Genomic DNA, 12,513 nt, shown 5'->3' with positions numbered 1-12,513 from the left:
CAGGGGCTGGGCCGTACCCATCGAACGAGAGGATGGTTCGCTCGTGTCGTCACCCAACGGTCCCCACGCCGACCCGTCGTTCCTGGCGCTGGCCAACCCCGGATTCGAGCACGGCAAGGAGGGGTGGTCCTGGGACGACGGCACCGGCGTCGCGGCCGCCGATCCGCATACCGGACGCTGCCATGCCTACCTGGAGGCCGGAAGGGGACGGCAGGTCGGGCAGGCGGTGACCGCGACCGGGCAGGGCTCGTACGACGTGTCCGCCTGGATCGCCGCGGGCGGGCCGCGCGGCGCGTTCCTCGTGCGGGTCAACGGCGCGCCGGCCGGTGAGGTCGCCGTCGCGAACCGTTCCTTCTACTCCCGCCACACCGTCTCACGGGTCGCCCTGGGAAAAGGGGACCGGATGGAGATCGTCTTCGCGTCCGGCGACGGCTGGACCCATGTCGACGACGTCATGCTGTCCCCCGCGGCCCCGGCCGATCCGCAGGTCACGTCCTCGGACCCCGTACTGGTGGAGATGTTCCAGTGGGCCAAGCGCAAGGCGAACAGCTGGGTCCACCTGGCCGACACCATAGGGCCCCTCAACGTCGACGAGAGGAACCCCAGCGGGAACGGCACCGCAGCCTATGCCCCGTCGTACTGGGCCGGCTACGCGCACCGGAGCGGCTATTACGCGCGCGACACCGCCCACCAGGTCGCCGGGGCCCAGATCCTGGGGCTGACCAAAGAGAACAAGGCCATGCTGGGCTCTTTCGCGGTCTCGGCAGTGGCCGCACACGCGTACTACCCCGTGTGGTCGTACAACTTCGACGCCCGAACATTTCTGCGTATCGACTACAACAGCCCCGAGTCGTTCGTGCGCGAGGTGCCTGCGCCCTTCGAACTGGTGGAGAAGGCGGAACATGCCTACCGCTGGAGCGGCGACGCCTTCTACGTCGGCGACACCATGTGGGACTTCTGCCGTCACGCCACCACGGAATTCGTCAAGGAACACGACCGCGTCAAACCCAACGGCGTCGCCGAGGGCACGGGGCGGGGCATCTTCGAGGGATCGGCCAGCTACAACGAGACGAGCGGCGAGCAACTGGTCGAGGCCGGCGACGCGTTCGCCTCCCAGTACCGGGCCTACCTCGCCGCCTCGGGGCTGGCATCGGCCCGGGGAGACGAGCAGCAGGCGGCCCAGTATGCCGAACGGGCCGCGGAACTGCGCAGGTACTTCCATCACGGCTGGGTCGCGAACCAGGGCGCCGCGATGACCCGCGCCTACACCCTCACCGGCGCCCCGCTGTCCGGATGGGGCAAGGAGAACAGCTGGTTCATGCCCATGAAACGCCTCCTGCTGCCCGGCCCTCGCAACGACGCCTATCTCGACTACATCGACGAGATGGCCGAGGGAGCGGGCAAACCGGTGAACATCGAGGCGATCACGTACCTGCCTGACACCTTCTTCGCCAACCATCGCGACCGGCAGGCGTGGAAGTGGATGCGCTACGTCTACGACCACCGCGACGACCGCCATCCCGTCGCCGCGCAGGGCCTCAACGGCGACTACCCGGAAGTCGCGTTCACCCTCGTATCGCAGACCGTCGAGGGGCTGATGGGTTTTCGCCCGGACGCCCCGCGCACCAGGGTGACCACCCGCTCGCACCTGCCCCGCGACGTCGACTGGCTACGGGTCGACGGGATTCCCGTCGGCAACGGCTCCTTCGACCTGCGGCACGACGGCACCCACCGGTCCCAGCTCACCAACGGCACCTCGAAGACGTATGTGTGGCAGGCCCGTTTCCCGGGCGACCACCACAGCGTCAGGACTGACGCCGGGCCGTACGAGTGCCGGCGGAAGACGATCCACGGAAAGGTTCACACCTGCGTGGACGTCCGGGTGCCACCGGGCGGGACCGCGACCGTCGAAATCGTCCGTGCATGACTGGAGGCGGACCGGTCACCAGGACGCCGGAATCGCCTCGGGGCGGCGGAAGAAGAGGCCCTCGTGCCAGCGGATGTCCTCCGGCGCCACGGACAGACGCAGACCGGGGTGGCCGGCCACGGCGCGCACCATGGCCTCGATCAGGCAGCGCGCCAGTCGGTTTCCGGGGCAGAAGTGCAGGCCGCGCCCGAAGCCGAGGTGCGCCGGGCCCTGGCGGCCGAGGATGAAGGCGTCCGGGTTCTCGAACGCCTCGGGGTCGTGGTTGACGGCCTCCATCGAGACCATCACCACTTCGCCTGCCTTGATGGTCACGCCGTCCACCTGCACGTCTTCGGTCGCCCTGCGTTTGGCGGACCCGGTGGCGAGGGGGGTGTGGCGCAGCAGTTCCTCGACGGCGGACGGGATCAGCGCCGGATCGCGGTTCAGCGCCGCGACAACCTCGGGATGGTTCAACAGGGTGATCAGGGCTCCGCAGAGGAACCCGGCGGAGGTCGGGTACCCGGCCACGACGAGGAGTTCGGCGACCTCGGCCAGTCCCTCGTCGCTGAGCCGGCCACCGTCCGTGCAGGTCGCGGCCACGGTCTTCAACAGGTGCTCGCCCGGTGAATCGGCCAGGCGGCGGGCCTGGGCGAGGAAGAAGCGGTGCATGTCGGTGAAGGCGCCGACCTGCTGCTGTGGGGTTGCGCCGCAAAAACGCAGGCCGAGGTCGGCCCAGCGGACCAGCTGCTCCTCCTCGTCCGCGCCGAGCCCGCCCAGCAGCGTCCGCGAGGCTGTCTGCCGCGCCAGGGGCAGGGCGAACTCCCCTGCGAGGTCGATGGTGTCCCGGCGTTCGACGAGGCCGTGCATCAGGTGGCCGGCCCGTTGGCGGATCCACTCTTGATGGCGGCGTACCGCACGCGGCCCGAGGCCGTCGGCGAGCACTGCCCGCAGCCCGGCCTCCTTGAGAAGCGCAATGGCGTTGCCGCGCGTGCCGGGCGCCCGCAACTCGACGGGTTCCTGGCGCGGGGAGCCGGAGGCCATGGCGGCAGCGGAGCTGAGCCGCGCGTCCTCCAGCACCTGCACGGCGGTGGCGTAGCGGGTCACCAGCCACAGCCGGTCGCCGGTGTACGCGGAGACGACCGGGCAGACCGGCGGGCCGGATGCGCGCAGCCGCGCGTAGTGCGGGGAAAGCTGCTGGCTCCAGTCGTGGAACGGGTACGTGAGGGTGCCGGATGCGGGGTCCGCGGGCGCGGCGGAGTCGTGTGCGGTGGTCACGGTGGGTGCTCTTTCCCGTGGTGGGGCGGCCCGCACCTGCCTGCCGGGCGGGACGGGCGTCGCCGACGGCTGCGTTCGGCGGCGTGTTGGCGATCAGTGTTCGGCCGGGATCTCCGAGAGCAGGACGAGCCCCTGGTCGGCGGCGGCGCGCAGCGGGCCGTTCTCGGTGTAGAGCAGATCGGCGAACGGGACGGGGGCGTGGTAGCTGGCCAGTGACGCGGGCACGCCGAGGATGCTCGGGGTGTCGATGAAGAACGGCAGCTCGTCGATGAGGTACTCCAGGGCCAGGCCGGTCGGATCGCCCTCCGCGGTCTCGTCCCGCACCCTCTCGGGGCCGTCGGCGGGGGAGGTGACAGCCCGGGCCGTCACCTCCCGGCAGACGCGGCGGGTGTGCTCGTCCGTGGCCAGCGCGTCCCGGACCCGCTGGTGGAGTGCGCGGTACGCGGGTGACTGCGCCAGCTCGGACAGCAGGTGGGTGCGTTGTTCCGGTTCGGGGATGCCGCTGTTTTCGAAGGCGCGGCGGACCCGGCGGCGGACGCTGGAGATCTCGGTGCGGGCCTTCTTGCGCGCCACCTGCTCCGGATAGCCCTGCGCCCGGTAGTTGGAGTCCAGGGAGCGGTCCGGGACGATGACGTCCACCCGCCGGAAGGTGGCGTGTGCCCAGCGCAGCATCCGGGCCAGGGTGGGGATGCGGTAGTAGCTGTTGCCCGGACTGACGCCGATCAGCAGGTGGTCGGCGCCCGACAGCAGCCGTCGGCAGTTGGGCGTGTGCGGCAGCGCGGTGTAGCTGTCCGCGCTCGTGGTCGCGGTGGGGGTCAGGGGATGTGACACGGACGTTCCTCGATGTCGGTGGGCTTGGCCGGGGCGCCTGGGTCAGGGGTGTGCGAGGTGTCTGCGGCCGGCGCGGGTTCCCGTACGGCGTGAGCCACCTGGCAGCAGAGGCCGTCCAGGAGCGCAGCAGCGTCGAATGGCTGCTGCGGGCCGGTGGCCAGGCGTTCGATGTCGGCGCGTACGGCGGCCAGCCGCGGGTCGTGGGCTCCGCTCGCCTCCAGCAGTTCCAGGGCGCGGCGCGCCCCGTCCATGCACCGGAAGACGCCGTAGAAGCCGGGTTCGTCCATCAGGCCCCGCGCGCTGCTCAGCAGGAAGCCGGCCAGCAGTGCGAGCCCCTCACTCAGCTGCGGCGGGTCGGGACAGGCCGACTCGCTCATAGCTGATCACCTCGCTTCTGGGGCGGCGCGGGGACGGTTGGGGTGTCTGCGCGGGATGTCCGACCGGAACCAGTAGCAGCGGGTCGAGCGTGTCCGGCAGGTCGAGCAGCTCGCGCAGCACGCCGGGCACGAAGCCGTGCACCGGGCAGGCGCCGAGCCCGTGCGCGTGTGCGGCGAGCAGCAGGTTCTGGGTGGCCATGGCCGCGCACAGCGGCGCGATCCGCCGCCCGGAGGCATCGGTGCTTCGCGTGGTGTCCACGCAGACGACGACGATCAGCGGTGGGAGCCCGATCACGCCCGGTGACAGGCCGCGCAGCCGCCGGACGGTGCGCCGGTCCTGGACGGCGAGGAAGGACCACGCCTGGGCGTTGCCTCCGGAGGGCGCGGCGAGCATGGCGTCGAGCAGCGTTTCCACGACGGGGGCGTCGATCGGCGCGTCGGTGTAGCCGCGTACGACGCTGCGGGTGAGCAGGGTCTGCATGAACGCGGTCGCCGACGGGGCCCGCGGCGGGCCGGTACGAGGCAGCCCGCTCGGAGCGGCGGTGACAGCGCTGAGCGTGTCAACCACGGCGACGGGGCCACCTGTGTCCGGCGGCGCGGGAGCGAGCGGGACAACGGTCTGTCGGGGAGGCCGGGCGGATCGGCGATACCGGGTCCGGGGCCTCGACGTGGGCGGACACCACTCGGTTCCTTTCACCAGGCCCGCAGGTCAGCCGGCCGGCCGCGCAGGCAAACGGGAGTAATCCCAAACTGCCTGCCGGGCCGCGATCGCGCGCCCTAGGAGTGCCGAACGAGTGATCGACCTCCCGTAACGCAGCGCAGTTACCTCACGCGCGCGTGGGCGTCAGGCGCGCGGGCTCGCGCGCGGCTTGTCATGCCCTACGCCCAGTGGCTGATTTATGGGTCCGAGATGTTCACGTGTGTCGTAATGCCGCTGATGCCGATTTATTCGAGTGGCGGCAGTGAATCGTGCTGCGTGCACGGCGAACTGTTGCAGCCAATTGCGGATTTGGAGGGTTCGGGCGCCGTTCCTCGGTTAGCCGATTCCCTGGCCTCCGGTGAAATCAAGGAGGTTGCTGCCGCCCCTTCGAAGTTTTCCTGGTTGTGTCTTCGGCCGGCCTTTGAACGGGTGGTGCGGACAGGGGAAGCCCGGAAGCCGTCGTCCGGCCTCCACGGGAAACGAGGAGAGGGAACACGTCATGGTCGATTCTTCCGTCGCCACCGCCGCCGAACTGGCCGACCAACTCAGGAACCGGCGTGCGAAGGAGCCGGTGGGCAACGCGCTGCTGGACGCCGCCGCGCAAGGGAAGCTGACCGAGGGCGCGTTGCGGCGCCTGATGGGGACCGAGGCGCACTGCCACACGGCCGAGCTCGCGGCGTACGGCACGGCGCTCGCCCGGTTCCCCCGACGCCCGGCAGCGGACCTGTTCATCCGCCTTGCCCGGCTGGTGTGTGACGCGCAACCCAAACTGGAGAGCTGCGCGCGGGCTCTCGGGATGGGGGTGGACGTGCATACGAGCCGGTGGCCGACCGAGCACGCCGCCTATGCGTTCAACGGCACCGTGAGCTGGCTGGCGTCCCAGAGCAGCCAGGCCGCGTTCGCCCTCGCCATCTACACGGACCTGCAGGTGTACTTCTCCGGCTGTGCCGAAGTGATCGCGCGGGCGAAGGATTCACCGTTGCACGTACCGCAGGAAGTGCTCGATTACTACGAGGACGAGGCTCCCGAGGGATTGGAGCGGCTGGCGCTCGACGTGGTACAGGACGGCCTCGACCGGGGCGACGACCCGCAGGACGCTCTCTTCAGCGCACGACTGATGGAGGAATCCATCGGGCAATTCTGGCGCGCCGCCGCGGGAACGCCCGAAACGCCGGCCACCTGACGTCCCGCGAGCATCGGAGGTGACCGCATGAGGGTCGGTATCGCCGGAGCCGGGGCCGCCGGGCTGGCCACCGCCTGGTTGCTGGAGGACGCGCACGACACGCTGGTGCTCGAAGCCCGCGAGAGTGTCGGCGGCAACCTCCGCTCGGCGTACGTGCCCGGCTCCGCTGGTGCGCCCACCGCACTCGACCTGGGGGTGCAGGAGGTGCCCCTGCATCTGTCCAGCGTGGTCGGCGAACTCGCGAAAGCCCTAGGAATGGGCGGCCACTGGGAGGAGTTGCCCACCGGGCGCACCATTGTCTGTGACGGCACGCCGTCAGCACGGACTGGCGGCAACGGGTCCGTCGGGGCACCCCGCGTCACCGCGGACGAAGCGCTCGCGGCACAGGAACTGCTGGCGTCGGAAGCTGCTGACTGGCAGCGGCAGGACGTCGCGTGGACCGTTCCGATGGCGGATCTGGTGGAGCCCTGGGAGCTGCCCAGGCACGTCAAGGAACAGGCGGTGTACGCCCTTCCGGCTTCGGTGTTCGGCTGCACACCGGCCGACGCCCGGGGCCTGTCCGCTCGCGCCGTGGGCACGTTCTACGCCGATCCCGGACCGGACGCGGACGCCCGCACCTACCGGCTGCGTGGCGGTATGCAGGCGCTGGCCTGGCAGTTGGCGCGTGAGTGCCGGAACACCCGGTTCGTGCCGGGCGCGGCCGTACGCCGGGTGCGCCGCGTCAACGGCCGGCTCGAAATGATCGACTCCCACGGGGACCGACACCTGGTGGACGCCGTGGTGCTGGCGCTGCCCGCCGAGGCCGCCCGCCGCGTCGTCGGGTCGCTCGGCGGCACCGGCCCGCTGCGCCGGGTCCTGGGCGCGTACGACTACAACGACCTGGTGTACGGCGCGCACAGCGACCCGTGCTACCTGCCCGGCGAGCGCGGTCGCTGGTCGCCGACGACGCTCGCGCTGCACGGTGCCTGGGCGGAGACCACCACGTGGCACGCGAAGCCCGGCGGTGACGTGTTCGTCAGCCAGCTCACCCACCGCGACGTGCTGCCTCGTTCGGTCCTGGCCACGACGGCGTTCCGCACCGTGCTGCCCACCCCGGCGATGCTGACCGCCCAGGACGAGCTGCTCCGGCTCCAGGGCGAGGGCGGCCTGTACTTCGCCGGTCACATCACCACCCCCGTCGACGACCTGGACAGCGTCCTCGGCTCCGCCGTCGCGGTCGCCCGCCACCTGGCCACTGACAGTCGGCGCCTGCGCTCTCTCATGCGCGCCACCGGAAAGGAGACATGATGCAGCAGCCCGTCTTCCGCACCCAGCGTGACCACGTCGGTGACCTGGTGATTCCCTGCGTGGACGTGGCCGGCGGCCGCGCCACGGAACCCAGCCGTATCGCCGGCCTGGACGATCCGGGCGACGTCACGGCCATCGTCGCGGCGTACGCCGGAGGCAGTGCCCGCAAGGTCTTCCTGGACGTCTTCGACCCGTGGGACGCCATCGACTACCTTCCCTCCCTGCTGCGTGGCATCAAGGAACTGGGCGTTCACCCCCTGGTGTCCGTGGGGCACGGCGACCTGCCGTCCGCGGTGCATGCCGGTGGTCTCCTGGAGGCCGGTGCGGACGCGCTGTCCGTGAGCACCAGCCTGATCGAGAAGCCCGCAACAGTGGAGGCGGCGGTGCGGGAATTCGGCGCCGAACGGCTGATGGGTGTCGTCAACTGCCGCAGGACCGGGCCAGGGGAGTGGGGCGCCTTCACCCACGACGGCAAGGAGGACGCCGGAACCAGCGCCGTCGACGTCGCCCGGCAACTGGCGCAGCTCCGGGTCGGTGCCGTCCTGGCCAACAGCGTCGACCGCGAAGGCACTGGCGAGGGCTTCGACCTGGAGCTGTTCCACACGATCGCCGCCGTTTCCGGGCTGCCGGTCATCGCCTCGGGCGGCTGCGGCAGTCTCGACCACCTCCACGAGGCGCTGAACGCGGGTGACGCGACGTACGTCCTGGTCAACAACATGCTGCACAAGGGCCGGTACCGCATCGACGAGGTCCGCGACCACCTGCTGGCTCATTCCTCCTTCGGCGACGCCGGGAGCTGAGGTGGCCGCGATGCGACAGATCGTCTTCCGCCGGTACGGCGACCCCGCCGACGTGCTGCTGCTCGACCACCGGCCCGTGCCCGTACCCGGTGCCGGACAGGTGCTGGTACGGATGCGCGCCAGCCCGGTCAACCCCTCCGACCTGCTGCTGGTCCGGGGTCGTTATGGCCGGCCGGCCCCGTTCCGCCCCGGGCCGCGCCCGGAGCGGGATGCCGCCGCCTCACCCGTCGGCTTCGAGGGGGCGGGCGTGGTCGTGGCCACCGGCCCCGAGGTGTCCCTCCGCCCGGGAACACGGGTGGCGGTGTCCGCTCTGGGCACCTGGGCCGAATACGTCGCCACGGACGCCGCCGACGTCGTGCCCGTACCCGACGGCCTCGCCGACGACGTGGCCTGCCGGCTGACCATCAACCCGGTCACCGCCCACCTCCTGCTCGACGGCCTGGACGTACACCGGGGCGACCGCATCGTCCTGACCGCGGCCGCTTCCACCGCCGGCCGGATGCTCGTCCGGCTCGCGCACGAGCGGGGCCTGGGCTGCCTGTGCCTGGTACGGGACAAGCGCCACCGCCCCGCCCTGATGGACATCGGCGGGGAAGCCGTCATCGGCCAGGACTCCCCGAACGCCGGACGGCAACTGGCGGCCGTCGCCGGCGGGCGGGGCATCACCGCCGCCCTCGATGCCGTCGGCGGCGCCGCCGGAACACTCGCCTTGCGTGCCTTGCGCGACCACGGGCAGTTCGTCAGCTACGGCATGCTCTCCGGCCGGCCCCTCACCGTCACGCCCGAGGAACTGCTCTTCCGCGGGATCACCGTGTCCGGGTTCTGGCTGCCGGACCGCCTCGGCCGGCTGTCTGCCGAGCAGACCGAGCGCCTGCTGCGCCGCGTCACCGACCAGCTGGCCGACGGCTGTCTGCCGGTGCCGGAGGCGGAACACTTCGACCTGGCCGAGGTCACCCGGGCCGTACGCCACACACCGCACCCAGGCCGTACGACCAAGGCCGTCCTGACGAGCTGACGGTCCTCCCGCCACGCCCTGCCGTAACGCGACCTCCGGGAATGCCATGAGTGACGCCGCCCGTCATGTACCCGACACCATCCGCGCCTGGAACGACACCGCCACCGACTATCCGCGCGACGCGACCGTCCCCGCCCTGTTCGCCGAGCAGGCCCGCCGGGCTCCCGGCCGCCAGGCAGTGGAGTGGAAGGAGGGCAGCCTCACCTACCGGGAGCTGTACGCCCGTGTCCGCAAGGCGGCCGCCCACTTGCGGGCGCGCGGCATGGAGGACGGGGACACCGTCGCCGTCCTGTTGCGACGCTCGCCGGAGGCCGTGTCGGCCGTCCTGGCCGTCCTGGAGGCCGGCGGCGCCTATCTGCCGCTGGACCCGGACGATCCCGAAGAGCGGCTGGAGACGGTGCTGACCGGCGCCGGAGTCCGTCACGTGGTCACCGCGCCGGGCGAGCCGCCGGCTCCGGTCGGGCGCCATTGCACCCAGGTGACCAGCGACGCCCTGGCCGGACACCGGACGCCGGCCGACGACGAGCGCTGGGGAACGGACCGGCGCGCCACCGACCCGGCCTACGTGATCTACACATCCGGGTCCACGGGCACCCCGAAAGGCGTTGTCTGCCCGCACCGCGGCCCGGTCCGCCTGGTGAAGAACACCAACTACCTCCAACTCGGCCCGGACGACCGCCTGCTGGCGACCACCGCGCTGACCTTCGACATCTCCTGCCTGGAACTGTTCGCCCCGCTGCTGAACGGCGGCTGTCTGGTGCTGCCTGACCCCGAGGTGCTGCTGTCCGCCGACGCGTTGGAAGAGAGCCTGCGCACCAGGCACATCAGCGTGCTGTGGCTCAGCGCCGGGCTGTTCCACCAGTACGCCGAGAAGAACCCCCGCATGTTCGCCACCCTGCGCGCACTGATCGCGGGCGGCGACGCGCTCAGCCCGTCCGCGGTGCGCGCCGTGCTCCGGCACGGCCGCCCCGACCTGCTGATCAACGGCTACGGACCGACCGAGGCGTCCTCGCTCGTCACCACCCACCACATCGAAGACCTGGCCGACCACGCCGAGACCGTGCCGATCGGCCGCCCCATCGCCAACGCCACCGCCTACGTGGTCCGTGCGGACGGCCGCCTGGCCGAACCCGGCGAGGACGGCGAACTGTGGGTCGGCGGCGACGGCGTGGCCTGCGGTTACCTGGGCGACCCCGAGCGGACCGCCGAGGTCTTCGTGCCCGACCGGTTCGGGCCCGACCCGGAAGCGCGGCTCTACCGCACCGGCGACGTCGCCCGCTGGCGGCGCGACGGCGTCCTGGAGTACCGGGGACGCCGCGACCGGCAGGTCAAGATCCGTGGCTACCGGGTGGAGCTCGACGAGATCGAACTCGCCCTGACCAGTCACCCCGAGGTCCGGGAAGCCGCCGTGGACGTCCTGGGGGAGGGGGCCGGGCAGCGCCTGGTCGCCGCGGCGGCACCGGCCCCCGGCGCACGCGCCGAGAACCTCGAAGCCCGGCTGACCGCCTACGTCAGGGACCGGCTGCCGCAGTACATGGTCCCCGCCCGGGTGGCCACCGTGGACAGCATCCCCCTCAAGACCAGCGGGAAGATCGACCGGGACCGGTTCATGGAGCTGGTCGCGCGACAGGACGGCCGGGGCGAAGGAAGCGGGGCCCCGCCGCAGGGCGCGGCCGAAGAGACCGTCGCCGCCGTGTGGAAAGAACTGCTCGGACTGGACCACGTCGGCCGTGACGACGATTTCTTCGCACTGGGTGGCACCTCGCTGCACGTCACACAGGCCACCTCCGCCCTACGGGACCGGCTCGCCCTGACCCCGGGCGCGAGCCGGACGCTGATACGGCACCTGCTGGACGGCGCCTCCCTGGCCGACTTCGCCGCCCGCGCCGGCGCTCTGCGCGAAGGCGGCGACGAGGACGCAACCCCCGTGGACTTCGCCGCGGAGGCCAGGCTCGACGACCGACTGGCCTTCGGTGCTCCCACGGCCACCGCGCCCACCGCCCCCGGGACCGTACTGCTGACCGGCGGCACCGGGTTCTTCGGCGTCCACCTGATCGACCGGCTCGCCGATGCAGGGGTGCCGCGCATCCGCTGCCTGACCAGGGCCGACGGCCGCGACGCCGCGCATGCGCGGATCGCCGCGCGCATGCGCCATTACGGACTCGACCCGTCGTGCTGCGAGAGCCGCGTCGTGCCGGTCCCCGGCACCCTGGACGCCCCGCGCTTCGGCCTGTCCGACGCCGACTGGGAGAACCTGGCCCACACCACCGACCTCATCGTGCACGCGGGGGCCCAGGTCAACTTCGTCTACCCGTACGCGGCGCTCGCCCCGGCCAACGTGGGCGGCACGCGCACGGTCCTCGGGCTGGCCGCCGCTCACCACCTCAAGCCCGTCCACTACATCTCCACCGTCGCCGTCCGGTCCGGCGACGGGGCCGCGGGCGTCCGCCACGCCGAAGAGGACACCCGGCCCGGCCACCCCGAGCTGATCTCCCTGGGCTACCCGCAGACCAAGTGGGTCGCCGAACGCCTCGTCCACCAAGCCGCCGAACGCGGCCTGCCGACCGCCGTCCACCGCCCCTACGAGATCACCGGGACACGGAAACGGGGCGTGTGGAACACCGACACCATGATGTGCGCCCTGTTCCGCACCATCGCCGAAACAGGCATCGCCCCGGACATCCCACTGCCGCTGGACTTCGTCCCGGTGGACTACACCGCCCAGGCCGTCGTTCACATCCTCACCCACGAGCAGCCCGACGGACGCGCCTACCACCTCACCAACCCGCGCCCCGCGCGCTTGTCACTGCTGGCCGACCGCCTGCGGGCCATGGGCTACCCCGTCACCGGCCTCGCCCACGACTCCTGGGTCGCCCGCATCGCCGAGCTGACGGCCCGGCATCCGGACCACCCGATGGCCCCCTACCTGCCGATGTTCACCGGCCCCGGCCCCGGACACGGGCTCCCAGGGCTGGGCCGCGGGCATGCCGAGGCTGCCTTGCACGGCAGCGGCATCGTCTGCCCACCGGTGGACGGCGACATGATCGATCTCTACCTGCACCGCTTCCAGGACATCGGCTACCTCGCGCCGCCCCAGCAGGTCACGCCCCACTGACCGGGGTGCGGAACGGCTGAGGTC

The 12,513-nt window shown here is 71.7% G+C and carries 10 protein-coding genes; 6 read left to right on the top strand and 4 right to left on the bottom strand.

The genetic code is table 11. The features are described 5' to 3' along the window. Window positions 1-43: 43 nt before the first annotated feature. On the top strand, window positions 44-1,927 hold the full coding sequence (locus ACH4OW_RS32760; RefSeq protein ID WP_398031511.1) for a hypothetical protein: 1,884 nt from the start codon (window positions 44-46) through the stop codon (window positions 1,925-1,927). 15 nt (window positions 1,928-1,942) lie between these two features. Here the strand turns inward: ACH4OW_RS32760 and ACH4OW_RS32755 are convergent, their stop codons facing one another. The 4 genes from ACH4OW_RS32755 to ACH4OW_RS32740 form a co-directional block, all read right to left on the bottom strand. Further along, window positions 1,943-3,181, bottom strand: a complete 1,239-nt coding sequence (locus ACH4OW_RS32755; RefSeq protein ID WP_398031509.1) for a cytochrome P450 — start codon at window positions 3,179-3,181, stop codon at window positions 1,943-1,945. A 93-nt stretch (window positions 3,182-3,274) separates the two neighbouring features. Next, entirely contained in the window at window positions 3,275-4,012 is a 738-nt protein-coding gene (locus ACH4OW_RS32750) for a tRNA-dependent cyclodipeptide synthase (protein ID WP_398031507.1), read from the bottom strand. Beyond that, complete coding sequence (locus ACH4OW_RS32745; RefSeq protein WP_398031506.1) at window positions 3,997-4,389, bottom strand: DUF6092 family protein; 393 nt, start codon at window positions 4,387-4,389, stop codon at window positions 3,997-3,999. Before ACH4OW_RS32745 ends, ACH4OW_RS32750 begins: the two co-directional genes overlap by 16 nt. After that, on the bottom strand, window positions 4,349-4,957 hold the full coding sequence (locus ACH4OW_RS32740; protein ID WP_398031504.1) for a nitroreductase family protein: 609 nt from the start codon (window positions 4,955-4,957) through the stop codon (window positions 4,349-4,351). The genes ACH4OW_RS32745 and ACH4OW_RS32740 overlap by 41 nt, the downstream gene beginning before the upstream one ends. A gap of 631 nt (window positions 4,958-5,588) precedes the next feature. On the opposite strand from ACH4OW_RS32740, the gene ACH4OW_RS32735 reads away from it, so the two are divergent. The 5 genes from ACH4OW_RS32735 to ACH4OW_RS32715 are packed head-to-tail and all read left to right on the top strand — an operon-like array spanning window position 5,589 to window position 12,489. Next, window positions 5,589-6,272, top strand: coding sequence for a hypothetical protein (locus tag ACH4OW_RS32735; protein WP_398031503.1), 684 nt, complete (start codon window positions 5,589-5,591; stop codon window positions 6,270-6,272). Between the two features lie 27 nt (window positions 6,273-6,299). Next, window positions 6,300-7,559, top strand: coding sequence for an FAD-dependent oxidoreductase (locus ACH4OW_RS32730; protein WP_398031502.1), 1,260 nt, complete (start codon window positions 6,300-6,302; stop codon window positions 7,557-7,559). Further along, window positions 7,556-8,359 carry a HisA/HisF-related TIM barrel protein gene (locus ACH4OW_RS32725; protein ID WP_360131868.1) on the top strand — a complete coding sequence of 268 codons (804 nt, stop codon included), beginning with the start codon at window positions 7,556-7,558 and terminating at the stop codon, window positions 8,357-8,359. The genes ACH4OW_RS32730 and ACH4OW_RS32725 overlap by 4 nt, the downstream gene beginning before the upstream one ends. 10 nt (window positions 8,360-8,369) lie before the next feature. Further along, a complete protein-coding gene (locus ACH4OW_RS32720; RefSeq protein WP_398031500.1) occupies window positions 8,370-9,374 on the top strand; it encodes a zinc-dependent alcohol dehydrogenase family protein in 1,005 nt (334 codons plus the stop codon). A gap of 46 nt (window positions 9,375-9,420) precedes the next feature. Then, a complete protein-coding gene (locus ACH4OW_RS32715) occupies window positions 9,421-12,489 on the top strand; it encodes an amino acid adenylation domain-containing protein (RefSeq protein WP_398031498.1) in 3,069 nt (1,022 codons plus the stop codon). The last annotated feature ends 24 nt before the right edge of the window (window positions 12,490-12,513 follow it).

The organism is Streptomyces sp. NPDC017056 (assembly GCF_044332485.1).
Taxonomy (GTDB): domain Bacteria; phylum Actinomycetota; class Actinomycetes; order Streptomycetales; family Streptomycetaceae; genus Streptomyces.
Note: the sequence above shows the minus strand (reverse complement) of the source record. Positions and strands in the feature narration are given on the sequence as shown.

What these genes read in the sequence shown, in the direction of transcription:
- ACH4OW_RS32720 (WP_398031500.1), top strand. Translation starts at nt 8,370, where the DNA reads ATGCGACAGATCGTCTTCCGCCGGTACGGCGACCCCGCCGACGTGCTG.
- ACH4OW_RS32735 (WP_398031503.1), top strand. Translation starts at nt 5,589, where the DNA reads ATGGTCGATTCTTCCGTCGCCACCGCCGCCGAACTGGCCGACCAACTC.
- ACH4OW_RS32745 (WP_398031506.1), bottom strand. Translation starts at nt 4,389, where the DNA reads ATGAGCGAGTCGGCCTGTCCCGACCCGCCGCAGCTGAGTGAGGGGCTC.
- ACH4OW_RS32730 (WP_398031502.1), top strand. Translation starts at nt 6,300, where the DNA reads ATGAGGGTCGGTATCGCCGGAGCCGGGGCCGCCGGGCTGGCCACCGCC.
- ACH4OW_RS32715 (WP_398031498.1), top strand. Translation starts at nt 9,421, where the DNA reads ATGAGTGACGCCGCCCGTCATGTACCCGACACCATCCGCGCCTGGAAC.
- ACH4OW_RS32725 (WP_360131868.1), top strand. Translation starts at nt 7,556, where the DNA reads ATGATGCAGCAGCCCGTCTTCCGCACCCAGCGTGACCACGTCGGTGAC.